Source organism: Escherichia sp. E2586, assembly GCF_005781105.1.
GTDB lineage: Bacteria > Pseudomonadota > Gammaproteobacteria > Enterobacterales > Enterobacteriaceae > Escherichia.
The window spans coordinates 161,698-187,205 of sequence record NZ_VATN01000009.1 but is presented as its reverse complement, the minus strand read 5'-3'; the positions used below and the strand labels follow the sequence as shown (position 1 = coordinate 187,205).

Genomic DNA, 25,508 nt, shown 5'->3' with positions numbered 1-25,508 from the left:
GATGATTCACAACGCGTTTCATACATGGATATTATGATTGAAACGCCTGTAACCGGAGCTCATAGGGCAAAAACGTTTCAGTCAGTGTAATAAAAAAAGCCTCGTGGGTGAATCCGCACGAGGCCTGAAAGTGTAAAAATTGTTCTACAATCTGTGCAAGATCATGTTACCGGTAAAATAACCATAAAGGATGAGTGCAGATATTACTCAAACTCATTCCAGGAACGGCCATCACGGGTAATCATCGCCACCGAAGCAACCGGTCCCCAGGTTCCGGCCTGATACGGTTTCGGCGCATCGTTATCCATCGCCCATGCTTCGGTAATGGAGTCCACCCATTTCCACGCTTCTTCCACTTCATCACGACGTACAAACAGCGCCTGAATACCGCGCATGGTCTCCAGCAGCAGGCGTTCATAGGCATCTGCCAGATGAGTCTGATTAAAGGTTTCTGAATAGCTCAGATCCAGCTTGGTGATTTGCAGGTTATGTTTGTGATCAAGACCCGGGACCTTGTTCAACACTTGAATATCCACGCCTTCATCAGGTTGCAGACGGATAGTCAGTTTGTTCTGTGGCAGGTCCTGCCACGACTCTTTAAACAGATTGAGCTCTGGCGTTTTGAAATAGACCACCACTTCAGAGCATTTGGTCGGCAAACGTTTACCGGTACGCAGGTAGAACGGTACGCCAGCCCAGCGCCAGTTGTCGATATCGACACGGATAGCCACGAAGGTTTCCGTGTTACTGCTTTTGTTTGCGCCCTCTTCTTCCAGGTAGCCCGGAACTTTTTTGCCCTGGGCGAAGCCCGCAGTGTATTGCCCGCGTACGGTTTTTTCGCGTACGTTGGAGCGGTCAATGCGGCGCAGAGACTTCAGTACTTTCACTTTTTCATCGCGGATGCTGTCTGCGCTCAGATCAGACGGCGGAGACATCGCAATCATGCAGAGAATTTGTAACAGGTGATTCTGGATCATGTCGCGCATCTGACCGGCTTTATCAAAATAGCCCCAGCGCCCTTCGATCCCCACTTCTTCTGCCACGGTAATCTCAACATGATCAATAGTGCGGTTGTCCCAGTTGTTCACAAACAGAGAGTTAGCAAAACGCAGCGCCAACAGATTCAGCACCGTTTCTTTACCAAGGTAATGGTCGATACGGTATACCTGGCACTCCTCGAAGTATTCGCCAACCTGATCGTTGATTTCCTGCGAGGTCGCCAGCGACGTACCCAGCGGTTTTTCCATCACCACGCGCGCCGGTTTGCCGTTCAGTTTCGCCTCACCAAGCCCTTTGCAGATTGCGCCAAAAGTGCCTGGCGGCATGGCAAAGTAGTTAATGGTGATACGATTTTTTTGATCCAGCATCGCACCAAGACGGCTGAATGCAGCGGTGTCATTGACATCGAGATTACAAAAATCCAGACGTGCACTCAGGGTGTCCCATAAACCTTCATCAATAGTTTCTTTCATGAAAGTTTCCAGCGCTTCGCGGACTACTTTGGTATATGCCGCTTTATCCCAGTCAGCACGCCCTACGCCGATAATACGGGTATCCGGGTTGAGCTGACCGGCTTTTTCCAGTTGATACAGGGAAGGCAGCAATTTACGACGCGCAAGGTCGCCTTTCGCGCCGAAAATGACCAGGTCACAAGCCTGGGCTGTTTGCGTTACCGCCATGTCATTCTCCTTAAGTTAACTAACCCGGTACTTAAGCCTGGGTATACTTGTAATTTTCTTACGGTGCACTGTACTGCTTTTACGAGCTTGCGAAAACTGTAAACGCTTATCCACCCGTGCGATTACGGCAAAAGCGCGCAAAGTGCGGCAAAACTGATAAAAAAATCATCGTTTTTCATTGGGTAAAAATCTGACACTGATCATGTTATGAAAAAAAATGACAACTTTTTTATCCGCTTTTGTCATTAATACGACACACAGGCGTAATATCAGACCAAACTGCATTTCGATTTCTTTCAGTGTGGAAATCGTCATTACCGTGAGTCTCTTTACATCATGAATATGCTGGAAAAAATCCAGTCTCAACTGGAACATTTGAGCAAATCAGAACGAAAAGTCGCCGAGGTCATTCTTGCTTCGCCTGACAACGCGATCCATTCGAGTATTGCTGCTCTGGCGCTTGAGGCCAATGTTAGCGAACCAACGGTGAATCGTTTCTGTCGCAGCATGGACACCCGCGGTTTTCCTGATTTTAAACTTCATCTGGCACAAAGCCTGGCAAATGGCACGCCCTATGTTAATCGCAACGTTAATGAAGATGACAGCGTTGAATCATACACGGGGAAAATATTTGAGTCGGCAATGGCCACGCTCGATCACGTCCGTCACTCGCTGGACAAATCTGCCGTCAACCGTGCCGTCGATCTCCTGACTCAGGCCAAAAAAATCGCCTTTTTCGGTCTGGGCTCTTCTGCCGCCGTCGCCCACGATGCGATGAATAAGTTTTTTCGCTTTAATGTTCCAGTGGTTTACTCCGACGATATCGTGTTGCAACGCATGAGTTGTATGAATTGTAGCGACGGAGACGTGGTTGTGCTGATTTCTCACACCGGAAGAACCAAAAATCTGGTTGAACTGGCGCAGTTAGCACGGGAAAACGACGCGATGGTAATTGCCCTCACCTCCGCCGGTACGCCACTCGCCCGGGAAGCAACGCTGGCAATTACCCTCGACGTACCTGAAGATACTGACATTTATATGCCCATGGTGTCTCGACTTGCGCAGTTGACCGTGATAGATGTGCTGGCAACAGGATTTACTTTGCGACGCGGCACAAAATTCAGAGATAACTTGAAGCGGGTCAAGGAAGCGCTCAAGGAATCGCGCTTTGATAAGCAGTTACTTAAATTGAGTGACGATCGCTAAATCGATTATCACTGTTCTATCTTTATACGATATTCGCATGTGTTTAAATTACAACCATAATGGTTTTAGTTTATGCGAATTCATGTTCAAGCAACACCTGGTTGTTTCAGTCAACGGAGTATTACATGTCCAGAAGGCTTCGCAGAACCAAAATCGTTACCACGTTAGGCCCGGCTACCGATCGCGATAATAACCTTGAAAAGGTCATCGCAGCGGGTGCAAACGTCGTACGAATGAACTTTTCTCATGGCTCGCCTGAAGACCATAAAATGCGCGCGGATAAAGTTCGTGAAATTGCCGCAAAACTGGGTCGTCATGTGGCTATTCTCGGTGACCTTCAGGGGCCAAAGATTCGCGTATCTACCTTTAAAGAAGGTAAGGTTTTCCTCAATATTGGGGATAAATTCCTGCTGGATGCCAACCTGGGCAAAGGTGAAGGCGATAAAGAAAAAGTCGGTATCGACTATAAAGGTCTGCCTTCTGACGTCGTGCCTGGCGACATTCTGCTGCTGGACGACGGTCGCGTACAGTTAAAAGTGCTGGAAGTTCAGGGCATGAAAGTGTTCACCGAAGTGACCGTCGGCGGCCCTCTCTCCAACAATAAAGGGATCAACAAACTCGGCGGCGGTCTGTCGGCTGAAGCGCTGACAGAGAAAGACAAAGCAGACATTAAAACTGCGGCATTGATTGGCGTAGATTATTTGGCTGTCTCTTTCCCACGCTGCGGCGAAGATCTGAATTATGCTCGTCGCCTGGCGCGCGATGCGGGTTGTGATGCGAAAATTGTCGCCAAAGTTGAACGTGCGGAAGCCGTTTGCAGCCAGGATGCAATGGACGACATCATCCTCGCTTCTGACGTGGTGATGGTCGCACGTGGCGACCTCGGCGTAGAGATTGGCGATCCCGAACTGGTTGGGATTCAGAAAGCGCTGATTCGTCGCGCGCGTCAGCTGAACCGCGCAGTCATTACTGCGACCCAGATGATGGAATCGATGATTACCAATCCAATGCCGACGCGTGCAGAAGTCATGGACGTGGCGAACGCCGTTCTGGATGGTACTGACGCCGTAATGTTGTCTGCGGAAACCGCCGCTGGTCAATATCCATCTGAAACCGTTGCTGCAATGGCGCGTGTTTGCCTGGGTGCCGAAAAAATCCCGAGCATCAATGTGTCTAAACACCGCCTGGACGTTCAGTTCGACAATGTGGAAGAAGCTATCGCGATGTCCGCAATGTACGCAGCTAACCACCTGAAAGGCGTTACCGCGATCATCACCATGACCGAATCTGGTCGTACCGCGCTGATGACTTCTCGTATCAGCTCCGGTCTGCCGATTTTCGCCATGTCTCGTCATGAACGCACGCTGAACCTGACTGCGCTTTATCGTGGTGTTACGCCGGTCTATTTTGACAGTACAAATGATGGCGTGGTTGCTGCCAGCGAAGCAGTTAATCTGCTGCGCGATAAAGGCTACCTGATGTCTGGTGATCTGGTGATTGTCACCCAGGGCGACGTGATGAGTACCGTGGGTTCGACGAATACCACGCGTATTTTAACGGTAGAGTAAGTTAGTTGCCGGATGCGGCATAAATGCCATATCCGGCCTACAGGACCGTGATAATTCAATAAATTACGATCAACCTGTAGGGCCGGCATGCGCATAGAATAAATGCGCACTTAACATTAGACGAGAGCCTCTCCTCACGAGAGGCTTTTTTTATTTGATGGGATAAAGATCTTTACGCTTATACGGCTGGATTTCGCCCGGTTTGCGCGTTTTCAGCAATTTTAAAATCCAGGTGTACTGCTCTGGTCGCGGACCAACAAAAATCTCAACTTCTTCATTCATACGCCGCGCAATGGTAGCGTCATCCGCCTCTAACAGGTCATCCATCGGTGGACGAACCTGAATCGTCAGACGATGGGTTTTGCCATCATAGATTGGGAACAACGGAACGACACGCGCGCGACACACTTTCATCAGGCGACCAATTGCTGGCAGCGTCGCTTTATAGGTTGCGAAAAAATCAACGAATTCGCTGTGTTCAGGTCCATGATCCTGATCCGGTAAATAATAGCCCCAGTAGCCCTGACGAACCGACTGGATGAAAGGTTTAATACCATCATTTCTCGCGTGCAGACGACCGCCAAAACGACGACGCACCGTGTTCCAGACATAATCAAAAACCGGGTTGCCCTGATTATGGAACATCGCTGCCATTTTCTGCCCTTGTGAGGCCATCAGCATAGCGGGGATATCAACTGCCCAGCCGTGCGGTACCAGAAAGATCACTTTCTCGTTGTTACGCCGCATCTCTTCGATGATCTCCAGCCCCTGCCAGTCGACGCGAGGTTGGATTTTCTCCGGCCCACGTATCGCCAGTTCAGCCATCATTGCCATCGCTTGTGGCGCGGTGGCAAACATCTCATCAACAATCGCTTCGCGTTCGGCTTCGCTACGTTCTGGAAAGCAGAGAGACAGATTGATCAACGCCCGACGACGTGAGCTTTTACCCAGTCTTCCGGCAAAACGCCCCAACCGCGCAAGGATGGGATCACGGAATTTCGCTGGTGTTAAGGCAATACCGGCCATTGCCGCCACGCCCAACCAGGCTCCCCAGTAACGAGGGTGACGAAAGGATTTATCAAACTCAGGAATATATTCGCTATTATTTTTTTTCGTTTCCATGCTTTTCCAGTTTCGGATAAGGCAATAATCAATCTGGTGGTAGTGTAACGGCGCAACTTGCCCCGCACCAAATAAAAAAGCCGGCACTGACTGCGTACCGGCTGCCAATGGGTATTAATCAATCAAACTGTAGCTGCGGTACAATCTCCTTGGCCTTCGCCAGGAAATCGGTACGATCTGAACCGGTCAGCCCTTCAGTACGCGGCAGTTTCGCTGTCAACGGGTTCACCGCCTGCTGGTTAATCCATACTTCATAGTGCAGATGTGGCCCAGTTGAACGCCCGGTGTTACCGGAAAGCGCGATACGATCGCCACGCTTCACTTTCTGCCCCGGTTTAACCAGAATCTTACGCAGGTGCATATAACGCGTGGTGTAGCTGCGACCATGACGAATCGCGACATAATAACCCGCTGCGCCACTGCGTTTAGCAACTACCACTTCACCGTCTCCCACCGAAAGCACCGGCGTACCCTGCGGCATCGCAAAATCAACGCCTCTGTGCGGCGCAACGCGAGCGGTTACCGGGTTCAGACGACGCGGGTTAAAGTTAGACGAAATGCGGAACTGTTTTGCCGTCGGGAATCGTAAGAACCCTTTCGCCAGGCCCGTACCGTTGCGGTCGTAGAATTTGCCATCTTCAGCGCGAATAGCATAGTAATCTTTGCCTTCTGAACGCAAACGCACGCCCAGCAGTTGGCTTTGTTCACGTTTGCCATCAAGCATCTCACGTGACATTAATACCGCAAATTCGTCACCTTTTTTCACTTTGCGGAAGTCCATCTGCCACTGCATTGCTTTAATCACCGCGCTCACTTCAGCGCTGGTTAAACCTGCACCTTGGGCGCTGGCAACAAAACTTGTCCCAACGGTTCCTTTCAACAGACTATTAACCCACTCCCCTTGCTGCATTTCGCTAGTCATTTTAAAACCATTAGCAGCGGTGCGGTCATAGGTACGAGTTTCGCGGCGAGACACTTCCCAGGTCAGACGCTGTAACTCGCCATCAGCTGTTAATGTCCAGGAGAGTTGTTGACCAATTTTCAGGTTACGCAGATCTTTATCAGCAGCAGCAAGTTGGGTGATATCACCCATCTCAATACCATATTGATTAAGGATGCTACTTAACGTGTCGCCCGTAGAAACGACATATTCATGAACGCCGGCTTCACCAGCGATTTTGTCGTCCAGTTCGTCCTGTGGAATGGCTTCATCTTCTTGCGCAGCTTGATCAATCGGCTCACTGGCCTCAGGTAAGAGAGAACGAATTTCGTTCTGTTCAAGCTCAATGGTTTTGACAATAGGCGAGGCGTCTCGGTGGTAAACATAAGGCCGCCAGACAGCGACGGCCAGTGTAAGAACGGTGAGCGACCCCAACATAACGCGGTGTGGTCGCGGTAAATTATTAAACGCCAGGGCGACAGAGCGGGCTATCTGTTGCACGTAATCACTTCCTCATTAATCTCCTTTCAGGCAGCTCGCGTACTGGTTAGCTAATTGATTCAGGAATTCTGAATAGCTTGTTTTGCCCAGTTTGATATTCGTCCCAAGGGGATCCAACGTTCCCATACGAACGGATGTCCCTCGTGCGACGCTTTCAACGACCGCAGGCCTGAACTGTGGCTCAGCAAAAACGCAAGTTGCTTTTTGCTCAACCAACTGTGTTCTTATTTGATGTAAACGCTGCGCGCCAGGTTGAATCTCTGGGTTTACGGTAAAGTGACCAAGCGGTGTCAGTCCGAATTGTTTTTCGAAGTAGCCGTAAGCATCATGAAAAACGAAATAACCTTTTCCCTTGAGCGGCGCGAGCTCGTTACCAACCTGTTTCCTACTTGAAGCTAATTGTGCCTCAAATTCCATCAGGTTGGCGTCAAGTTTGGCTCGACTTTGCGGCATAAGTTCCACTAATTTTCCATGGATTGCAACCGCTGTAGCCCGCGCTATCTCTGGGGAAAGCCAAACGTGCATGTTGAAATCGCCGTGATGGTGATCTTCGTCACTTTTTTCCGCGTGGTCATGATCATCATCAGCGTCGTGAATGCTTTTCATCAGCAGCGGTTTTACACTCTCAAGCTGCGCAATGGTTACCTGCTTCGCTTCGGGTAATTTACTCACGGGCTTTTGCATAAACGCTTCCATTTCCGGTCCAACCCAGACAACTAAGTCCGCGTTCTGTAAGCGTTTTACATCAGATGGACGCAGTGAATAATCATGTTCAGAGGCCCCATCAGGAAGTAACACCTCCGTCTCTGTTACTCCATCAGCAATAGCGGAAGCGATGAATCCAACAGGTTTAAGCGAAGCGACAACGGCAGCTTCTGCTACCTGAGTTGCACTGCCCCAGAGAGCAGCAGATAATGCTGCGAAAAGAAGCGTTTTTTTATGTAACATAATGCGACCAATCATCGTAATGAATATAAGAAGTGTGATATTATAACATTTCATGACTACTGCAAGACTAAAATTAACATGACAAGTCTGGTTTCCCTGGAAAATGTCTCGGTTTCATTTGGCCAACGCCGCGTCCTCTCTGATGTGTCGCTGGAACTCAAGCCTGGTAGAATTTTGACCTTACTTGGGCCGAACGGCGCAGGTAAGTCGACATTGGTTCGGGTTGTCCTCGGGCTGGTAACACCAGATGAAGGTGTTATCAAGCGCCACGGAAAACTGCGCATTGGTTATGTGCCACAGAAGCTGTATCTCGACACCACGTTGCCACTGACCGTAAACCGTTTTTTACGCTTACGCCCCAGAACACATAAGGAAGATATTCTGCCTGCACTAAAACGCGTTCAGGCTGGGCATCTTATTGACGCGCCAATGCAAAAGCTCTCTGGCGGTGAAACGCAGCGTGTACTACTCGCGCGCGCATTGTTAAATCAACCCCAGTTATTAGTTCTGGACGAACCCACCCAGGGCGTGGATGTGAATGGTCAGGTGGCGTTATATGACCTTATTGACCAGTTACGTCGCGAACTGGATTGTGGCGTTTTAATGGTGTCTCACGATCTGCATCTGGTAATGGCAAAAACCGATGAAGTACTTTGCCTTAACCATCACATCTGTTGTTCTGGCACACCAGAAGTCGTTTCCCTGCATCCGGAATTTATTTCGATGTTCGGGCCTCGTGGAGCTGAACAGCTGGGTATTTATCGCCATCATCATAATCACCGCCACGATTTACAGGGGCGAATTGTTCTGCGTCGGGGAAGTGATCGCTCATGATTGAATTATTATTTCCCGGTTGGGTAGCCGGGATTATGCTGGCCTGTGCCGCTGGTCCTTTGGGTTCTTTTGTTGTCTGGCGTCGTATGTCTTATTTCGGCGATACGCTGGCCCATGCGTCTTTACTTGGAGTGGCCTTTGGTCTGTTGCTGAACGTGAATCCCTTCTATGCAGTGATTGCCGTTACGCTGCTGCTGGCGGGCGGTCTGGTATGGCTGGAGAAGCGTCCACAGCTGGCGATCGACACGTTATTGGGAATTATGGCGCACAGTGCCTTGTCGCTGGGCCTGGTCGTTGTCAGTCTGATGTCTAACATTCGCGTTGACTTGATGGCATACCTGTTCGGTGATTTGCTGGCAGTGACGCCGGAAGATCTCATCTCCATCGCCATTGGCGTGGTCATTGTGGTGGCAATTCTGTTCTGGCAATGGCGTAATTTACTGTCGATGACCATTAGCCCGGATCTGGCATTTGTCGATGGTGTGAAATTACAGCGAGTGAAATTGCTGTTGATGCTGGTAACAGCATTGACGATTGGTGTGGCAATGAAATTTGTCGGGGCGTTGATTATTACCTCGCTGCTGATCATTCCGGCGGCTACCGCACGTCGTTTCGCCCGTACACCGGAGCAGATGGCAGGTGTCGCTGTTTTGGTGGGGATGATTGCTGTAACCGGTGGTTTAACTTTTTCAGCGTTTTACGATACGCCTGCGGGTCCGTCCGTGGTGCTGTGTGCTGCTCTGTTGTTTATTTTGAGTATGATGAAAAAACAGGCCAGCTAATTTCGCCTGAACACATTTGTCGGATGCGGCGCAAGCGCCTTATCCGACCTACGGTTCGTTATACATGCCAGGCCTGATAAGACGCGAACAGCGTCGCATCAGGCACATTGCCAGTGTCGGATGTGGCGCAAACGCCTTATCTGACCTACGGTTCGCTATACCAGGTAGACCTGATAAAACGCGAACAGCGTCGCATCAGGCACATTGCCAGTGTCGGATGCGGCGCAGCGCCTTATCCGACCTACGGTTCGCTATACCTGCCAGGCCTGATAAAACGCGAACAGCGTCGCATCAGGCACATTGCCAGTGTCGGATGCGGCGCGAGCGCCTTATTTGAACTACGGCATTTCTGGCGGCGTGATGCCGAAGTGGTTCCACGCCCGCACTGTCGCCATACGCCCGCGTGGTGTACGCTGCAAAAAGCCTTGCTGAATCAAATAAGGCTCCAGCACATCCTCAATGGTTTCACGTTCTTCGCCAATAGCCGCCGCCAGGTTATCCAGACCTACAGGCCCACCAAAGAATTTATCGATTACCGCCAGCAACAATTTGCGGTCCATATAATCGAAACCTTCAGCATCGACATTCAGCATATCCAGCGCCTGGGCGGCGATATCTGCCGAGATGGTACCATCATGCTTCACTTCGGCGAAATCACGCACTCGACGCAGCAGGCGGTTGGCAATACGTGGCGTACCACGCGCCCGACGCGCCACTTCCAGCGCGCCATCGTCACTCATCTCGAGCCCCATAAAGCGCGCACTACGACTGACGATATATTGCAGATCTGGCACCTGATAAAACTCCAGACGTTGCACAATACCAAAACGGTCGCGCAACGGTGATGTCAGCGAACCTGCGCGCGTGGTTGCACCAATCAGGGTAAACGGGGGCAAATCAATTTTAATGGAGCGTGCCGCCGGACCTTCACCAATCATGATATCCAGTTGGTAGTCTTCCATTGCCGGATACAACACCTCTTCCACCACTGGTGAAAGACGGTGGATCTCATCAATAAACAGCACGTCATGCGGTTCAAGGTTAGTGAGCATTGCTGCCAGATCGCCGGCCTTTTCCAGCACCGGACCGGAAGTCGTGCGTAAATTAACGCCCATTTCATTGGCGACAATGTTAGCAAGCGTGGTTTTACCTAAACCCGGAGGGCCAAAAATCAACAGATGATCGAGGGCATCGCCGCGCAGTTTCGCTGCTTTGATGAAAATCTCCATCTGTGAACGAACCTGCGGCTGACCAACATACTCTTCCAGTAATTTGGGGCGAATGGCGCGATCTGCCACATCTTCCGGCAAAGTCGTACCGGCAGAAATCAGACGGTCTGCTTCAATCATCCTTTACCTCATAACGCGGCGCGCAGAGCTTCGCGAATTAATGTTTCACTGCTGGCGTCAGGGCGAGCAATTTTGCTCACCATCCGGCTGGCTTCTTGTGGTTTATAGCCCAGTGCCACCAGCGCAGCAACCGCTTCCTGTTCAGCATCATCGGTTGCCGGGCTGGCAGGCGACGTGAGCACCAGATCGGCGGCTGGCGTAAACAGATCGCCATGCAAACCTTTAAATCGGTCTTTCATTTCGACAATTAAACGCTCGGCGGTTTTTTTGCCAATACCCGGCAATTTCACCAGTGCTCCCACTTCTTCACGTTCAACGGCATTAACGAACTGCTGCGCTGACATTCCGGAGAGGATCGCCAGTGCCAACTTGGGGCCGACGCCGTTGGTTTTGATCAACTCTTTGAACAACGTGCGCTCTTGTTTATTGTTAAAACCGTACAGTAGTTGCGCGTCTTCACGCACCACAAAGTGGGTGAAAACGATCGCTTCCTGACCCGCTTCAGGGAGCTCATAAAAACAGGTCATCGGCATATGCACTTCATAGCCTACGCCGCCCACTTCAATTAACACCAGCGGGGGTTGTTTTTCAATGATGATGCCTCTGAGTCTGCCTATCACATGACGCTCCTGCGTAATGAATCAAAGATAATGCTGTATGATAAAAAAATGCTGGATAGATATCCAGCGAAGGATGAAGAAAACTTGCGAGGCGTCCCGATGATCTGAAAAATGGCGCAGTATAATTTATTCTACAGGTTATATTGGAAGCAAATATTTGAATATTACATATTCAGTGAGTTAATGCGTAAAAAAAATATACATTTCGACTCCTGAAAAATAAACTTTTTTATGTTATTACGTGTATTCATATTTATTTCAATGGAATGACAACGTGAATATTAATTACCCTGCTGAATATGAAATTGGTGATATCGTCTTTACATGTATAGGTGCTGCCTTATTTGGTCAAATATCAGCAGCATCAAATTGCTGGAGTAATCACGTCGGGATCATTATCGGTCATAACGGTGAAGACTTCCTGGTTGCAGAAAGCCGGGTTCCCCTTTCAACCATCACCACGCTATCCCGTTTTATTAAACGTTCTTCTAATCAACGCTATGCTATAAAGCGATTAGACGCAGGGCTAACAGAACAACAAAAACAACGAATTGTTGAACAGGTTCCCTCCCGGCTACGCAAACTCTACCACACCGGTTTTAAATACGAATCTTCACGCCAGTTCTGTTCAAAATTTGTCTTTGATATTTATAAAGAGGCGCTATGTATTCCGGTGGGTGAAATAGAGACATTTGGAGAATTGTTAAATAGCAATCCGAATGCAAAACTCACTTTCTGGAAATTCTGGTTCTTAGGTTCTATTCCGTGGGATCGTAAAACGGTTACGCCAGCGAGTTTGTGGCATCATCCGAGTCTAATGTTGATTCATGCGGAGGGAGTAGAAACGCCTCAGCCTGAACTGACTGAAGCGTGATAATTTAGCGCAGTCGCCCTCTCGCCAGGTTCAGCCGCGATTCGCTCATCTGCATCGCATTCTGGCTGACATGGCAGTGGGTGATGGCAATCGCCAGCGCATCGGCGGCATCCGCCTGTGGATTAGCAGGTAATTTCAGCAAGGTACGCACCATATGCTGCACCTGGCTTTTTTCGGCGCTACCAATGCCCACCACTGTTTGCTTCACCTGACGCGCAGCATATTCAAACACCGGCAATTCCTGATTCACCGCTGCCACAATCGCCACGCCTCGTGCCTGCCCCAGTTTCAGGGCAGAGTCAGCGTTCTTCGCCATAAAGACTTGTTCGATTGCGAAATAATCGGGCTGGAACTGGGTGATGATTTCCGTCACGCCCGCATAGATCAGTTTCAGACGAGACGGTAAATCATCCACTTTGGTGCGTATGCATCCGCTACCCAAGTAGGACAGTTGCCTGCCCACCTGACGGATAACACCGTAGCCGGTAACGCGCGAACCCGGGTCAATACCGAGAATAATAGACATCACGCGTCTCCGTTTTGTTGTTTAGCCGGCCTCATCAGAGGGTCGCTGCAACCTCATCAGAGATCTCACCGTTATGGTAAACTTCCTGCACGTCGTCACAGTCTTCCAGCATATCGATCAGACGCATCAGTTTCGGTGCAGTTTCTGCATCCATATCGGCTTTGGTTGACGGGATCATGGAAACTTCTGCGCTGTCTGCTTTCAGACCTGCCGCTTCCAGAGCGTCGCGTACTTTACCCATCTCTTCCCATGCAGTGTAGACGTCGATCGCGCCGTCATCATAGGTCACAACGTCTTCAGCACCTGCTTCCAGTGCTGCTTCCATGATGGTGTCTTCGTCGCCTTTCTCGAAGGAGATCACGCCTTTTTTGCTGAACAGATAGGCTACGGAACCGTCAGTACCGAGGTTACCGCCACATTTGCTGAATGCGTGACGCACTTCAGCAACGGTACGGTTGCGGTTGTCAGACAGACATTCAATCATGATTGCCGTGCCGCCAGGGCCGTAACCTTCGTAGATGATGGTTTCCATGTTTGCATCATCATCACCGCCCACACCACGTGCAATTGCGCGGTTCAGGGTGTCACGGGTCATGTTGTTAGACAGTGCTTTATCAATTGCTGCACGCAGACGCGGGTTAGCGTCCGGATCGCCACCGCCCAGCTTAGCCGCGGTTACCAGCTCACGAATGATTTTAGTGAAGATTTTACCGCGCTTAGCATCCTGCGCAGCTTTACGATGTCTGGTGTTGGCCCATTTACTATGACCTGCCATAAAAATATCTCCAGATAGCCCTGCCTGTTCAGGCAGCGTTAATAACAAACTGTTCAATCGCCTGCCGGTTGCTCCATGACTTAGTGAGCGCCGCAGCAGCAGGCGCATCAAGCCACTTGTAAGCCAGATGTTCAGTGAAAACAATCTGGCGCTCGTGCGGGAGCGCAAGACAGAACCATGATTCCGTATTGCGCGTCACGCCCGGCGCATAGCGATGACGTAAATGTGAAAAAATTTCAAACTCTACCGTGCGCTGACAGTCAATTAAGGTCAGTTGTTCAGCGACAACATCGATGGTGACCTCTTCCTTTACTTCGCGCATGGCAGCTTGCGGCGCGGTTTCACCCTCTTCCACGCTGCCGGTTACCGACTGCCAGAAATCGGGATCGTCACGCCGCTGCAACATCAGCACCCGTTTCGTATCTTGTGCATAGATGACCACTAAGATCGAAACGGGACGCTTATACACTTTAACCTTCACGCTGCCTCTTCGTTGACTGCCTTCGCTCATCCCATTCACATAGTTATCTATGCTCATGGGAGTTCACTCAGTTGCCGCCTCGATGCAACGCGAATGATTTCGTGTATTTGAGTCATATCAGTTATTCTCAGCCTTCTTCACAACCTGAATGCTCAGCTCAGCCAGTGCAGTCGGGTTAGCAAAGCTCGGTGCTTCAGTCATCAGGCACGCTGCTGCCGTGGTTTTCGGGAAGGCGATAACGTCACGAATGTTGTCGGTGCCAGTCAGCAGCATGGTCAGACGGTCAAGACCAAATGCCAGACCTGCGTGCGGCGGAGTACCGTATTTCAGGGCGTCGAGCAGGAAGCCGAATTTCTCGCGCTGTTCCTCTTCGGTTATCCCCAGAATGCCAAACACCGTCTGCTGCATATCACCATTATGGATACGCACTGAACCACCGCCCACTTCGTAACCATTGATGACCATATCGTAAGCATTCGCCACCGCATTTTCCGGTGCAGCTTTCAGTTCTGCCGCCGTCATGTCTTTCGGCGCGGTGAACGGATGGTGCATTGCCGTCAGGCCGCCTTCACCGTCGTCTTCAAACATCGGGAAGTCGATAACCCACAGCGGTGCCCATTTGCTTTCGTCGGTCAGGCCAAGGTCTTTACCCACTTTCAGACGTAGTGCGCCCATCGCGTCGGCAACAATTTTCTTGTTGTCGGCACCGAAGAAAATCATATCGCCATCTTGCGCGGCAGTACGATCCAGGATGGCTTCGATGATTTCCGCATTAAGGAACTTCGCTACCGGGCTGTTGATACCTTCCAGACCTTTCGCGCGTTCGTTAACTTTGATGTAAGCCAGACCTTTCGCGCCGTAGATTTTAACGAAGTTACCGTATTCGTCGATCTGCTTACGGGTCAGCGATGCGCCACCCGGAACACGCAGAGCGGCAACTCGGCCTTTCGGATCGTTCGCTGGACCTGCAAATACTGCAAACTCAACGGATTTCAGCAGATCGGCAACGTCGGTCAGTTCCATCGGGTTACGCAGGTCCGGTTTGTCGGAGCCGTAACGGCGTTCAGCTTCCGCAAAGGTCATTACCGGGAAATCGCCCAGATCAATGCCCTTCACTTCCAGCCACAAATGACGCACCAGCGCTTCCATCACTTCACGCACTTGCGGCGCGGTCATGAAAGAGGTTTCCACATCGATCTGAGTAAATTCAGGCTGACGATCAGCGCGCAGGTCTTCGTCACGGAAGCATTTAACGATCTGATAGTAGCGGTCAAAACCGGACATCATCAGCAGCTGTTTGAACAACTGCGGGGATTGCGGCAGCGCGTAGAATTTCCCTTTGTGCACACGAGAAGGCACCAGGTAGTCACGCGCGCCTTCCGGCGTGGCTTTGGTCAGCATCGGAGTTTCGATGTCGAGGAAACCGTGGTCGTCCATAAAACGACGCACCAGACTGGTGATTTTCGCACGGGTTTTCAGGCGCTGAGCCATTTCCGGGCGACGCAGGTCAAGATAGCGGTACTTCAGACGCGCTTCTTCGGTGTTGACGTGGTTGGAGTCAAGCGGCAGAACGTCTGCGCGGTTGATGATGGTCAGCGAGGAAGCCAGCACTTCGATTTCGCCAGTCGCCATATCGCGGTTGATATTTTTTTCGTCACGCGCACGTACGGTGCCCGTGACCTGAATGCAGAACTCATTACGCAGTTCAGAGGCCAGCTTTAATGCGTCCGCACGATCCGGATCGAAAAATACCTGCACGATACCTTCGCGGTCGCGCATATCGATAAAGATCAAGCTACCAAGATCACGACGACGGTTGACCCAACCACACAGAGTCACCTGCTGCCCCACGTGGGACAAACGGAGCTGTCCACAATATTCTGTACGCATGAGATATCCCTTAACTTAGCTGCTGGCGGATGTCCCCTGCTGTGCAGGTGACCTGAGTCGCAGCGTTAGCTGTATGTCACAACTGAATGAAAAAAGGCGGCTATTATACTGGAAATTCTGCCGCACCGTAAGAGCCTGGCCCGCGCTGGAACGCCTCGTTACCACTTTATGTCGGGCCTGAAATCAGACTCTACGCCAGTTTGCTATAAAGGTGTTGCCCGAACTCATAAAAATTAACAAAATTTGTCGTTCCACCATCGGCTAATCGCATTAAGGTGAGAGGCACGATTTTGTTTTATCTGGAGTGATCATGCTTGAACTTAATGCCAAAACCACAGCGCTAGTGGTGATTGATTTACAGGAAGGCATCTTGCCTTTTGCCGGTGGTCCGCATACTGCCGAAGACGTGGTGAATCGCGCAGGAAAACTGGCGGCGAAATTTCGCGCGAGCGGTCAGCCCGTGTTTCTGGTGCGTGTTGGCTGGTCTGCCGATTATGCTGAAGCATTAAAACAGCCGGTCGATGCGCCCTCACCGGCCAAAGTATTGCCCGAAAATTGGTGGCAACATCCTGCTGCATTAGGTGCAACCGACAGCGATATCGAAATCATCAAACGTCAATGGGGTGCGTTTTACGGTACGGATCTGGAGTTGCAATTACGCCGCCGATGTATCGATACAATAGTGTTATGTGGGATTTCGACCAATATCGGCGTTGAGTCCACCGCCCGCAATGCCTGGGAACTCGGTTTTAATCTGGTGATTGCCGAAGATGCCTGTAGCGCCGCCAGTGCCGAGCAGCACCATAACAGCATCAACCATATCTATCCACGCATCGCCCGTGTGCGCAGCGTGGAAGAGATCCTCAACGCGTTATGATTTATATCGGTCTGCCACAATGGTCGCATCCTAAATGGGTGCGGTTGGGGATAACCAGCCTGGAAGAGTATGCCCGCTACTTTAATTGCGTGGAGGGCAACACCACGCTATACGCCCTGCCGAAACCCGAGGTTGTCCTGCGCTGGCGGGAGCAGACCACAGATGACTTCCGCTTCTGTTTTAAGTTTCCGGCGACCATTTCGCATCAGGCAGCGTTGCGTCATTGCGATGATTTAACCAGTGAATTTTTGACCCGTATGTCACCGCTGGCTCCGCGCATTGGGCAATACTGGCTGCAACTGCCTGCCACCTTCGGCCCACAGGATTTGCCTGCGCTTTGGCATTTTCTCGATACTCTTCCCGACGAGTTTCCCTATGGCGTGGAAGTGCGTCATCCGTTGTTTTTCGCCAAAGGGGAAGCGGAACAAGCCCTTAATCGCGGTTTGCATCAGCGCGCCGTTAATCGGGTGATTTTAGATAGCCGCCCGGTTCATGCTGCACCTCCGCATAATGAAGCCATACGCGACGCTCAACGGAAGAAACCGAAGGTTCCGGTACATGCCGTACTAACGGCGACAAATCCGCTGATCCGTTTTATCGGCAGCGATGATATGGCGCAAAACAGGGAATTATTTCAGGTCTGGTTACAGAAATTAGCGCAGTGGCAGCAGAGCACCACGCCTTATCTTTTTCTGCACACGCCAGATATTGCTCAGGCCCCGGAACTGGTACATACACTGTGGGAAGACTTACGTAAAATGCTTCCAGAGATCGGAGCAGTCCCGGCTATTCCACAGCAATCTTCTCTTTTCTGAATTTGCCACCTATCATAGACAAGTGCCATCGGCCATTTTAAAGGGAGTTTGTATGGTAAGCGCGCTGTATGCCGTTTTAGGTGCGTTGTTATTAATGAAGTTCTCTTTTGATGTTGTTCGCCTGCGAATGCAGTATCGCGTTGCCTATGGCGACGGCGGTTTTAGCGAACTACAAAGCGCTATTCGTATTCATGGCAATGCGGTGGAATATATTCCCATCGCGATTGTATTGATGCTATTTATGGAAATGAATGGTGCTGAAACCTGGATGGTGCATATTTGCGGCCTCGTTTTGCTCGCTGGTCGTCTGATGCATTATTACGGTTTCCATCACCGTCTGTTTCGCTGGCGACGTTCTGGTATGAGCGCCACCTGGTGTGCGCTATTGCTGATGGTGCTGGCGAATCTTTGGTATATGCCCTGGGAGTTGGTTTTCTCCCTACGTTAGCGCACAATATGCCACTTTCTTTTTCCCGGATTTTTACGTTATGTCTCACCGCGACACGCTATTTTCTGCCCCTATCGCCAGACTGGGCGACTGGACCTTTGATGAACGGGTAGCTGAAGTCTTCCCGGATATGATCCAACGTTCCGTTCCAGGCTACTCCAATATTATTTCAATGATTGGTATGTTAGCTGAACGCTTCGTTCAACCGGGTACGCAGATTTACGATCTGGGCTGTTCTTTGGGCGCGGCGACGCTCTCAGTGCGTCGCAACATTCATCATGATAATTGTAAAATTATCGCCATCGACAATTCCCCGGCAATGATTGAACGCTGCCGCCGTCATATCGACGCCTATAAAGCGCCTACGCCTGTTGATGTTATTGAAGGTGATATTCGTGATATTGCCATTGAAAACGCGTCGATGGTGGTACTGAATTTTACCCTGCAATTCCTGGAACCTTCCGAGCGCCAGGCGTTACTGGATAAAATTTATCAAGGGCTAAACCCGGGCGGCGCGCTGGTGCTTTCGGAAAAATTTAGTTTCGAAGATGCCAAAGTTGGTGAACTGCTGTTCAACATGCACCACGATTTTAAACGTGCCAACGGCTACAGCGAGCTGGAAATCAGCCAGAAGCGCAGCATGTTAGAAAACGTCATGCTGACCGATTCCGTGGAAACCCACAAGGCACGCCTGCATAAAGCCGGTTTTGAGCATAGCGAGCTGTGGTTCCAGTGCTTTAATTTTGGTTCACTGGTGGCATTAAAAGCAGAGGACGCTGCATGATCGACTTTGGTAACTTTTATTCTCTGATTGCCAAAAATCATCTTTCACACTGGCTGGAAACCCTGCCCGCGCAGATTGCCAGCTGGCAGCGCGAACAGCAGCACGGTCTGTTTAAACAGTGGTCCAACGCGGTGGAATTTCTGCCTGAAATTAAACCGTATCGTCTTGATTTACTGCATAGCGTGACGGCGGAAAGCGAAGAGCCACTGAGCGCCGGGCAGATTAAGCGCATTGAGACTCTGATGCGCAACCTGATGCCGTGGCGCAAAGGGCCGTTCTCACTGTATGGCGTCAACATCGATACCGAATGGCGTTCCGACTGGAAATGGGATCGTGTTCTGCCACATCTTTCTGATTTAACCGGGCGCACCATTCTTGATGTCGGCTGCGGCAGCGGCTATCACATGTGGCGCATGATTGGCGCAGGCGCACACCTTGCGGTGGGTATCGACCCTACGCAACTATTCCTCTGCCAGTTTGAAGCAGTGCGTAAACTGTTGGGTAACGACCAACGGGCGCATCTGCTGCCGTTAGGGATTGAACAACTTCCGGCACTGAAAGCCTTTGATACCGTCTTTTCGATGGGCGTGCTTTATCATCGTCGTTCACCGCTGGAGCATCTCTGGCAGTTGAAAGATCAACTGGTGAATGAGGGCGAACTGGTGCTTGAAACGCTGGTTATTGATGGCGACGAAAACACGGTGCTGGTACCAGGCGATCGTTACGCACAAATGCGTAATGTTTATTTCATCCCGTCGGCCCTGGCACTGAAAAACTGGCTGAAGAAGTGTGGTTTTGTTGATATTCGCATTGCGGATGTGAGTGTCACCACTACAGAAGAGCAGCGACGCACTGAATGGATGGTCACCGAGTCTCTGGCCGATTTTCTCGACCCGCATGATCCGGGTAAGACGGTAGAAGGTTATCCTGCGCCTAAACGCGCGGTGCTAATTGCGCGTAAGCCGTAAAGGTCTGGTAATACTGCCGGATGCGGCGTGAACGCCTTATCCGGCCTACAAAACCTTGCTAATTCAATATATTGCAGGGACTATGTAGGCCTGATAAGCATAGTGCATCAGGCAGTTTTGCGTTTGCATAACCTCAGCGCCCGTTTCCGGGCGCTTTTCACGTCTTATGCCTGAATAGCTGGCTGATCAAACGCCGTTAACTTCGGCGCATTACCCGTATATTTTTCGATATACACCAGCGCAGAGTTACCGGCACAGGCATTCGCCAGCTGCGAGCTGGGGATATCCGCCGTTAACACGTTCGCACTGCCGTTTTTACACAAGCCATTTTCCAGATCCGGCCATGCACCTTCATGCACGCATACAACGCCTTTTTTGATCCCGTCAGTCACCACAGCGCCTGTCAGGATCTGACCACGTTTATTCCAGACACGGACCAGATCGCCATTTGCAATACCAAACCGAGCTGCATCTTCGGTGTGAATTGTGATCGGCTCACGATCGGCAACCGCATATTTTTTACGCAGCTCCGCATAGTTAAGCTGACTGTGTAGACGATGTGCCGGATGCGCGGTCAGAAGCTGCAACTGCTTCTCGTCGGCGGTACCTTTCCATTCATCAGGAGCCAGCCAGGTCGGGTGTGCCGGGCAATCCTTATAGCCAAATTTTTCCAGTGTTTTTGAGTAGATTTCAATTTTGCCACTTGGTGTACCCAGCGCGTTTTTCACCGGATCGGCGCGGAAATCGCCATAGCGAACATATTGCTCGTTCTTCTCGCTGCGGCGCATTTCAAGCAGTTTATTTTGCTGCCAGAAGGCATTAAACATTGGCATAGTCACGCGTTGCGCACGCGCACCTTTCTGGGCGGCATCATAGAAAAATTTCAGCCACGCCATTTCATCTTTACCTTCGGTATAGATCTCTTTTCCGCCAGGTTTCAGTAATTCCGCAAGATCGGCAAACACGTCAAAATCGTTACGCGCTTCAAATTGCGGAGCGACAGCTTGCTTCATCGGCACAATATGCTGGTTGCTATAATCACCGGTCATCGTCAGGTCATTGCGCTCAAACGATGTGGTGATCGGTAATACGATATCTGCGTGTTTGGCTGCTGCGGTCCAGTAGCATTCAGAAACGACGATCATCTCCGGTTTCTGCCAGGCTTTAATCAGACGATTAGTATCCTGGTGATGGGTAAAGTTACCGCCACCCGCCCACCAGATCATTTTGATATTCGGATACGTTTGTTCTTTACCGTTATGCTGATATTTGCCGCCAGGATTTTCCAGCGCATCGACAATACGGGCGACCGGAATCGCGGTCATTCCGCCATCATCAGCTTCCTCACTTGCCTGTCCGGCAATCGCCGCAGACATTTCTGGCAGCACGCCGCCAACTCGCGTCGGGTTGCCACCGTTGGAGTAATGATAAGAGAAACCAAAACCGCCGCCCGGTGTACCAATTTGCCCTAACATCGCCGCCAGCGTCACCAGCATCCAGTGTTTCTGTTCGCCGTATTGCTGGCGTTGGATCCCCCAACCAGCCATCAGCATCGTGCGATTCGCCGCCATCAGTTCAGCGAGTTTGACAATCTGCGCTTCCGGTACACCAGTAATTTCTGCCGCCCAGGCCGCACTCTTCGGCGTATTATCGTTCTTGCCGGTCAGATACTCTTCAAACTGCGGATACCCGGTAGTGTATTTCTCAAGGAAGGCTTTATCGTGTTTGCCTTGAGTCATCAGGGTATGCGCGATGCCTAACATCATCGCCACGTCGGTCCCCATATTCGGCGCGATCCAGGTCGCGTTATCGCCAAAGAACTCGATTGTTTCGGAACGGATAGGGTCGATGGCAATCACCGGTTTGCCCGATTTTTTCAGCTGATGGAAGTATTCCAGCCCTTGTTCATCGGTACTGCTCCAGGCAATTTTTAAGGTATTCAGCGGGTTCATGCCCCACAACACCACCACCTGACTGTTTTCCAGAATCAGCGGCCAGGAAGTCTGCTGTTCATAGACCTCCACAGAACCGACAACGTGCGGCATGATCACCTGCGCAGCCCCGGTAGAGTAATCGCCACTATGCCCGGAATATCCCCCCGCCAGATTCATATAACGTTGCATCAGCGTTTGCGCTTTATGCAGCACCCCTGATGAACGCCAGCCGTAAGACCCTGCAAAAATGGCCGAAGGGCCGTTGGCCTTGCGGATGCGATCGTGTTGCTCATGAATCAGTTTTAATGCCTGTTCCCAGCTCACCTGAACGTAACTGTCTTCGCCACGACCTTTTGCCGGTTGCAGTGGATTGTCGAGATAACTTTTTCTCACCATCGGATGCTGAATACGCGCCGTAGTGTGTACCTGATCCGCCGCCGTAGACTGTAACGAGTTCGGGATAGTCTTCGCCAGCGCGCCTGTCGAAGAAACAATCTTACCGTCCTTCACTTCTACGTTCATCGCTCCCCAACGACCCGCGGTGAGGATTTTTCCGCCCTTCTCTTCTGCCCATGCGGGTAACGGCGTAGCCGATGTCACCACCAGCGCCCCGGCAGCAATACCGCTATGTTTAATAAACTCACGTCTTGTTAATGTCATAACTTCCTCCCTGATCTACGAGGATCACTGTTTTTCGGTAATATCTTTGGCGTTGTACTGGAAGTACCGCGTCAAAATGTCCAGTTCGTTTTCGCTCATGCTGGTTCGCGCCCCCATTCCTTTGGCAATAGAGGGCCAGGCATTGACGGTGTAATGGTCAGCGGCAATAGGCGCATGGCAGCCAGCACAATAGGTGTCATCGAGTTTTTCAGCGTATTGCCATAACGGTTTACGATCCGCTAATACGGGATCGATTAGCGCCCCTTGTAATGACGCCTGACGCCATTGATTACCGTATTCGTCAGCCTGCCATTCCCCGTTTACCGTTAGCGCCTTGATACCTTCATCAGTTAATGTGGCTAGCGCCAGACGTTGACCTGCCGCCAGGTAGAGCGTGTTTTCACTGCCCTGCATTTGATAACCCTGCAACAGAACGATCGGCTGTTTGCCACTGGCATCAACGACGGTGAGATCGGTACCAGGATTCACAGTGGCCAGTTCGCCTATGTGGGAAGGTTTGAAAGGATAAATATGTGCGCCATTGGTCACAGAAGTGGCAGCCTGACTTTCCAGTTCATGCGCCGCGTTGTCATCCATTTTTATTTCTGGCGGGAAATGGGCAATTCCTTTATGACAATCAATACACGTTTCACCCTCCTTTTGCGCTTTGGTATGCATTTTCTGCGCAGATTCACTTTGCGAGGCAATATCCATCGCATCAAAAGAATGGCAACTACGGCACGTTGCAGAATCCGATGCTTTTAATTCTTTCCATACTGTTTCGGCCATTTCCTGACGATGCGCTTCGAACTTATCGTCACTGTCTATTTTGCCGCTAACAAATTCATGATAAATATCTTTAGATGCTTTTAATTTGGCAAATAAATAATCCATCCCTGACTTTGGAATATGGCAATCGGCACATTCCGCACGTATACCTTTCTGGTTCGCAAAGTGGACAGTTCCCTGATATTCCTCAAAAGGTTTACTCATCGAGTGGCAGGAAAGACAAAATGCTGTATCCGACGTTTTATGTAAGGCTTTTTGCGCAAGCAATAACCCGCCGCCACCAACCACAACCGCTATCAGCAGAAAAAATAACCCAATGCGTTTTTTCCCTCGCATAGATTCCTCTAATTAAATTCCAGGACACCGAAATCATTGTATAAATAAATACACAACGAATTGACTACTTGCTTAATTCGGCACAACACTGCCTGAAATAATCGATAAAGAATATGATTTATTACAATGTAATCATTAATTGCGAAAGAATAACCCAGCCGTTATTTATAATATATATTTGTCAGTTTTAGTAATTTAAATAACATAATTAATGTGAATATATAAAACATTTTAAGCACAACGCTATGCACACTGTCACCCGTTCTACACATCACAGCAATCGTTCGTTTTTTATACTGCCAGGGAATAAAAAAAGGCCCCTGTTGAAATTGCAGGGGCCTGGTACGAGCAAGCATCATATTGGGCGACATGATGCAACGGTAAAAATCATTTGGCCTGATGGCGTTCAATGATTCCTTTCATTTCAGCAACCGCCGCCCCGTCTACGACATAACGCGAATACTCGTCCGCGTGTGCATCTGATGACATGGACAATCCTTGATTACGATAACGCATCGGTGAGGCTTGCCACGCTCCCGCGGAGCTATGGACTTCCAGCACTCCGGCATCGAGGAAGTGGTGCAGGTTTTCTGCACGAACTCCTGCTCCGGCCATGATGATTGGAGTATCACCATAGGCAATAAGTTCCATAATTTTTGATAAACCTTGCAGAGCGTCTGATTTTTGCCCGGAAGTCAGTACCCGGGCAATGCCCAATTCCGCAAGATTATTCATTGTATTTAATGGGTTAGCACACATATCGAAGGCACGATGAAAAGTAACGGCCAACGGACCGGCAGCAGACATTATTTTTTCCATTCGTAGCATATCGACATTACCGTCAACATCGAGAACGCCCGTCACCAGTCCCGGAAAGCCTAATTCGCGGACAGTACGAACATCCTCAAGAATGGCGGCAAACTCGCCGTCGCTGTAGCAAAAATCACCACCGCGCGGGCGGATGATCGGATGTACGGGAATCGTTATCTGCTGGCGCACGGATTTAAGCACGCCCAGCGACGGCGTTAAGCCCCCTTCTTTCGGTGCCGCACACAATTCAATTCTGTCAGCGCCATTTTGCTGCGCCGTTAGTGCGCACTCCATGCTGTAACAGCAAATTTCCAGTAATGCCATTTTTGCTCCTTAATTATGCCGACTGCTCGCTGGCGACGATCTCTTCAATGGACCACGGATGAAACTTAATGGTTGTTCTGCCATCGGTGACCGCCAGCGTCGGATTCGGTAATCGCTCATGCTCACCTTTTGGCGAACTGGTTTTAACTGAGATCCCCGGCAGGCTGAGTCCTTCATCAGAAAGCAACGCCAGCGCACGGGCATTCAGCGTTTCTGGCTCGCCCGGCAGAACGATTTCAATATGTTCCCAACCTTCGTGCGGGTAACGTTTTTCCCCGGGCCACGGTAGCTCAACAATGGAAAACTGCCAGTGAGCAACCTGTACCGGCTCATGCAATTTAAACAGACAAATCGGCCTGCCATTGATCATATTTTCTGACAGGAGTTCACCGCACTGTTCAAACCCGCGACGCCAGCGTTCAGCGGTGGCGTTTTGATGGCAACGCAAAGAAATGTGATCGGCAGTCAGCGGAGTGATATCCAATCCCAGACGGCGGGAAAGTTCATCTAATGCGTGGGTAAATCGCGGTAAATCCGATGCAATATCCTGCAGCTCGTCGATAGATTGCCAGTTCGCCATAATCACTCTTCGTCTTTTAGTAAAAGCGTTAATTTACCCTGTTGCCCTGCGCCAACCAACCGCTGATTTCACGCCGCTTCTGATGCAA

At 50.4% G+C, this 25,508-nt stretch carries 24 protein-coding genes and 1 pseudogene; 10 read left to right on the top strand and 15 right to left on the bottom strand.

The genetic code is table 11. The features are described 5' to 3' along the window. Positions 1 to 203 precede the first annotated feature (203 nt). Positions 204 to 1,679: a glucose-6-phosphate dehydrogenase gene (gene zwf, locus FEK50_RS10780; RefSeq protein WP_130208489.1), complete on the bottom strand. Its 1,476-nt coding sequence runs from the start codon at positions 1,677 to 1,679 to the stop codon at positions 204 to 206. A gap of 336 nt (positions 1,680 to 2,015) precedes the next feature. Here zwf and hexR point away from each other — a divergent pair, with 336 nt between their 5' ends. After that, positions 2,016 to 2,885 carry a DNA-binding transcriptional regulator HexR gene (gene hexR, locus FEK50_RS10775; protein WP_105289041.1) on the top strand — a complete coding sequence of 290 codons (870 nt, stop codon included), beginning with the start codon at positions 2,016 to 2,018 and terminating at the stop codon, positions 2,883 to 2,885. A gap of 125 nt (positions 2,886 to 3,010) precedes the next feature. After that, complete coding sequence (gene pyk, locus FEK50_RS10770; protein WP_130208490.1) at positions 3,011 to 4,453, top strand: pyruvate kinase; 1,443 nt, start codon at positions 3,011 to 3,013, stop codon at positions 4,451 to 4,453. 150 nt (positions 4,454 to 4,603) lie between these two features. Here pyk and lpxM read toward each other — a convergent pair whose 3' ends face one another. From lpxM to znuA, 3 genes are all read right to left on the bottom strand, one after another. Next, complete coding sequence (gene lpxM / locus FEK50_RS10765; protein ID WP_130208491.1) at positions 4,604 to 5,575, bottom strand: lauroyl-Kdo(2)-lipid IV(A) myristoyltransferase; 972 nt, start codon at positions 5,573 to 5,575, stop codon at positions 4,604 to 4,606. A 118-nt stretch (positions 5,576 to 5,693) separates the two neighbouring features. Further along, complete coding sequence (gene mepM / locus FEK50_RS10760) at positions 5,694 to 7,016, bottom strand: murein DD-endopeptidase MepM (protein WP_131161126.1); 1,323 nt, start codon at positions 7,014 to 7,016, stop codon at positions 5,694 to 5,696. Between the two features lie 15 nt (positions 7,017 to 7,031). Further along, positions 7,032 to 7,964: a zinc ABC transporter substrate-binding protein ZnuA gene (znuA, locus tag FEK50_RS10755; RefSeq protein ID WP_074399578.1), complete on the bottom strand. Its 933-nt coding sequence runs from the start codon at positions 7,962 to 7,964 to the stop codon at positions 7,032 to 7,034. Positions 7,965 to 8,042: 78 nt separating this feature from the next. Between znuA and znuC the strand changes: the two genes are divergently transcribed. Beyond that, positions 8,043 to 8,798 (top strand): zinc ABC transporter ATP-binding protein ZnuC, encoded by a 756-nt coding sequence (gene znuC, locus FEK50_RS10750; protein WP_130259907.1) that lies wholly within the window; start codon positions 8,043 to 8,045, stop codon positions 8,796 to 8,798. Next, the gene (gene znuB / locus FEK50_RS10745) at positions 8,795 to 9,580 is read left to right on the top strand and encodes a zinc ABC transporter permease subunit ZnuB (RefSeq protein ID WP_131161125.1); all 786 of its coding nucleotides are present in this window, start codon (positions 8,795 to 8,797) and stop codon (positions 9,578 to 9,580) included. The genes znuC and znuB overlap by 4 nt, the downstream gene beginning before the upstream one ends. Positions 9,581 to 9,918: 338 nt before the next feature. Here the strand turns inward: znuB and ruvB are convergent, their stop codons facing one another. From ruvB to yobI, 3 genes and pseudogenes are all read right to left on the bottom strand, one after another. Further along, the gene (gene ruvB / locus FEK50_RS10740; RefSeq protein ID WP_000568522.1) at positions 9,919 to 10,929 is read right to left on the bottom strand and encodes a Holliday junction branch migration DNA helicase RuvB; all 1,011 of its coding nucleotides are present in this window, start codon (positions 10,927 to 10,929) and stop codon (positions 9,919 to 9,921) included. A gap of 8 nt (positions 10,930 to 10,937) precedes the next feature. Next, positions 10,938 to 11,549: a Holliday junction branch migration protein RuvA gene (ruvA, locus tag FEK50_RS10735; protein ID WP_000580323.1), complete on the bottom strand. Its 612-nt coding sequence runs from the start codon at positions 11,547 to 11,549 to the stop codon at positions 10,938 to 10,940. Between the two features lie 138 nt (positions 11,550 to 11,687). Beyond that, a pseudogene (gene yobI, locus FEK50_RS10730) lies at positions 11,688 to 11,753 on the bottom strand (stress response small protein YobI). Between the two features lie 70 nt (positions 11,754 to 11,823). Here yobI and FEK50_RS10725 point away from each other — a divergent pair. Further along, positions 11,824 to 12,423, top strand: coding sequence for a YebB family permuted papain-like enzyme (locus tag FEK50_RS10725; protein ID WP_130218702.1), 600 nt, complete (start codon positions 11,824 to 11,826; stop codon positions 12,421 to 12,423). Between the two features lie 4 nt (positions 12,424 to 12,427). Here the strand turns inward: FEK50_RS10725 and ruvC are convergent, their stop codons facing one another. The 4 genes from ruvC to aspS all read right to left on the bottom strand — a co-directional run bounded on the left by ruvC (position 12,428) and on the right by aspS (position 16,095). Next, the gene (gene ruvC / locus FEK50_RS10720; protein ID WP_010350951.1) at positions 12,428 to 12,949 is read right to left on the bottom strand and encodes a crossover junction endodeoxyribonuclease RuvC; all 522 of its coding nucleotides are present in this window, start codon (positions 12,947 to 12,949) and stop codon (positions 12,428 to 12,430) included. Between the two features lie 34 nt (positions 12,950 to 12,983). Continuing rightward, positions 12,984 to 13,724, bottom strand: coding sequence for a YebC/PmpR family DNA-binding transcriptional regulator (locus FEK50_RS10715; protein ID WP_000907234.1), 741 nt, complete (start codon positions 13,722 to 13,724; stop codon positions 12,984 to 12,986). Positions 13,725 to 13,752: 28 nt separating this feature from the next. Next, a complete protein-coding gene (gene nudB / locus FEK50_RS10710) occupies positions 13,753 to 14,205 on the bottom strand; it encodes a dihydroneopterin triphosphate diphosphatase (protein WP_131161209.1) in 453 nt (150 codons plus the stop codon). 117 nt (positions 14,206 to 14,322) lie between these two features. Continuing rightward, entirely contained in the window at positions 14,323 to 16,095 is a 1,773-nt protein-coding gene (gene aspS / locus FEK50_RS10705) for an aspartate--tRNA ligase (RefSeq protein ID WP_130208496.1), read from the bottom strand. 310 nt (positions 16,096 to 16,405) lie between these two features. On the opposite strand from aspS, the gene FEK50_RS10700 reads away from it, so the two are divergent. From FEK50_RS10700 to cmoB, 5 genes are read left to right on the top strand one after another with little or no spacing between them, the layout of a single operon-like run. Continuing rightward, positions 16,406 to 16,972, top strand: coding sequence for a hydrolase (locus tag FEK50_RS10700; RefSeq protein WP_131161124.1), 567 nt, complete (start codon positions 16,406 to 16,408; stop codon positions 16,970 to 16,972). Continuing rightward, positions 16,969 to 17,787 (top strand): DUF72 domain-containing protein, encoded by an 819-nt coding sequence (locus FEK50_RS10695; RefSeq protein WP_130208498.1) that lies wholly within the window; start codon positions 16,969 to 16,971, stop codon positions 17,785 to 17,787. The genes FEK50_RS10700 and FEK50_RS10695 overlap by 4 nt, the downstream gene beginning before the upstream one ends. A 52-nt stretch (positions 17,788 to 17,839) precedes the next feature. Further along, positions 17,840 to 18,235, top strand: coding sequence for an MAPEG family protein (locus FEK50_RS10690; protein ID WP_130208499.1), 396 nt, complete (start codon positions 17,840 to 17,842; stop codon positions 18,233 to 18,235). 40 nt (positions 18,236 to 18,275) lie between these two features. After that, positions 18,276 to 19,019, top strand: coding sequence for a carboxy-S-adenosyl-L-methionine synthase CmoA (gene cmoA, locus FEK50_RS10685; protein ID WP_130208500.1), 744 nt, complete (start codon positions 18,276 to 18,278; stop codon positions 19,017 to 19,019). After that, positions 19,016 to 19,987, top strand: a complete 972-nt coding sequence (gene cmoB / locus FEK50_RS10680; RefSeq protein ID WP_000564757.1) for a tRNA 5-methoxyuridine(34)/uridine 5-oxyacetic acid(34) synthase CmoB — start codon at positions 19,016 to 19,018, stop codon at positions 19,985 to 19,987. Before cmoA ends, cmoB begins: the two co-directional genes overlap by 4 nt. A gap of 164 nt (positions 19,988 to 20,151) precedes the next feature. Here cmoB and torZ read toward each other — a convergent pair whose 3' ends face one another. The 4 genes from torZ to FEK50_RS10660 all read right to left on the bottom strand — a co-directional run bounded on the left by torZ (position 20,152) and on the right by FEK50_RS10660 (position 25,420). Continuing rightward, positions 20,152 to 22,581: a trimethylamine N-oxide reductase TorZ gene (torZ, locus tag FEK50_RS10675; protein ID WP_131161123.1), complete on the bottom strand. Its 2,430-nt coding sequence runs from the start codon at positions 22,579 to 22,581 to the stop codon at positions 20,152 to 20,154. 24 nt (positions 22,582 to 22,605) lie between these two features. Then, positions 22,606 to 23,706, bottom strand: coding sequence for a NapC/NirT family cytochrome c (locus tag FEK50_RS10670; RefSeq protein WP_131161122.1), 1,101 nt, complete (start codon positions 23,704 to 23,706; stop codon positions 22,606 to 22,608). Positions 23,707 to 24,093: 387 nt separating this feature from the next. After that, positions 24,094 to 24,840, bottom strand: coding sequence for a copper homeostasis protein CutC (cutC, locus tag FEK50_RS10665; protein WP_130208503.1), 747 nt, complete (start codon positions 24,838 to 24,840; stop codon positions 24,094 to 24,096). Positions 24,841 to 24,853: 13 nt separating this feature from the next. Beyond that, positions 24,854 to 25,420 carry a VOC family protein gene (locus FEK50_RS10660; protein WP_130208505.1) on the bottom strand — a complete coding sequence of 189 codons (567 nt, stop codon included), beginning with the start codon at positions 25,418 to 25,420 and terminating at the stop codon, positions 24,854 to 24,856. Between the last annotated feature and the right edge of the window lie 88 nt (positions 25,421 to 25,508).

What these genes read in the sequence shown, in the direction of transcription:
- zwf (WP_130208489.1), bottom strand. Translation starts at nt 1,679, where the DNA reads ATGGCGGTAACGCAAACAGCCCAGGCTTGTGACCTGGTCATTTTCGGC.
- hexR (WP_105289041.1), top strand. Translation starts at nt 2,016, where the DNA reads ATGAATATGCTGGAAAAAATCCAGTCTCAACTGGAACATTTGAGCAAA.
- pyk (WP_130208490.1), top strand. Translation starts at nt 3,011, where the DNA reads ATGTCCAGAAGGCTTCGCAGAACCAAAATCGTTACCACGTTAGGCCCG.
- lpxM (WP_130208491.1), bottom strand. Translation starts at nt 5,575, where the DNA reads ATGGAAACGAAAAAAAATAATAGCGAATATATTCCTGAGTTTGATAAA.
- znuA (WP_074399578.1), bottom strand. Translation starts at nt 7,964, where the DNA reads ATGTTACATAAAAAAACGCTTCTTTTCGCAGCATTATCTGCTGCTCTC.
- znuC (WP_130259907.1), top strand. Translation starts at nt 8,043, where the DNA reads ATGACAAGTCTGGTTTCCCTGGAAAATGTCTCGGTTTCATTTGGCCAA.
- znuB (WP_131161125.1), top strand. Translation starts at nt 8,795, where the DNA reads ATGATTGAATTATTATTTCCCGGTTGGGTAGCCGGGATTATGCTGGCC.
- ruvB (WP_000568522.1), bottom strand. Translation starts at nt 10,929, where the DNA reads ATGATTGAAGCAGACCGTCTGATTTCTGCCGGTACGACTTTGCCGGAA.
- ruvC (WP_010350951.1), bottom strand. Translation starts at nt 12,949, where the DNA reads ATGTCTATTATTCTCGGTATTGACCCGGGTTCGCGCGTTACCGGCTAC.
- FEK50_RS10715 (WP_000907234.1), bottom strand. Translation starts at nt 13,724, where the DNA reads ATGGCAGGTCATAGTAAATGGGCCAACACCAGACATCGTAAAGCTGCG.
- aspS (WP_130208496.1), bottom strand. Translation starts at nt 16,095, where the DNA reads ATGCGTACAGAATATTGTGGACAGCTCCGTTTGTCCCACGTGGGGCAG.
- FEK50_RS10700 (WP_131161124.1), top strand. Translation starts at nt 16,406, where the DNA reads ATGCTTGAACTTAATGCCAAAACCACAGCGCTAGTGGTGATTGATTTA.
- FEK50_RS10695 (WP_130208498.1), top strand. Translation starts at nt 16,969, where the DNA reads ATGATTTATATCGGTCTGCCACAATGGTCGCATCCTAAATGGGTGCGG.
- FEK50_RS10690 (WP_130208499.1), top strand. Translation starts at nt 17,840, where the DNA reads ATGGTAAGCGCGCTGTATGCCGTTTTAGGTGCGTTGTTATTAATGAAG.
- cmoA (WP_130208500.1), top strand. Translation starts at nt 18,276, where the DNA reads ATGTCTCACCGCGACACGCTATTTTCTGCCCCTATCGCCAGACTGGGC.
- cmoB (WP_000564757.1), top strand. Translation starts at nt 19,016, where the DNA reads ATGATCGACTTTGGTAACTTTTATTCTCTGATTGCCAAAAATCATCTT.
- torZ (WP_131161123.1), bottom strand. Translation starts at nt 22,581, where the DNA reads ATGACATTAACAAGACGTGAGTTTATTAAACATAGCGGTATTGCTGCC.
- FEK50_RS10670 (WP_131161122.1), bottom strand. Translation starts at nt 23,706, where the DNA reads ATGCGAGGGAAAAAACGCATTGGGTTATTTTTTCTGCTGATAGCGGTT.
- cutC (WP_130208503.1), bottom strand. Translation starts at nt 24,840, where the DNA reads ATGGCATTACTGGAAATTTGCTGTTACAGCATGGAGTGCGCACTAACG.
- FEK50_RS10660 (WP_130208505.1), bottom strand. Translation starts at nt 25,420, where the DNA reads ATGGCGAACTGGCAATCTATCGACGAGCTGCAGGATATTGCATCGGAT.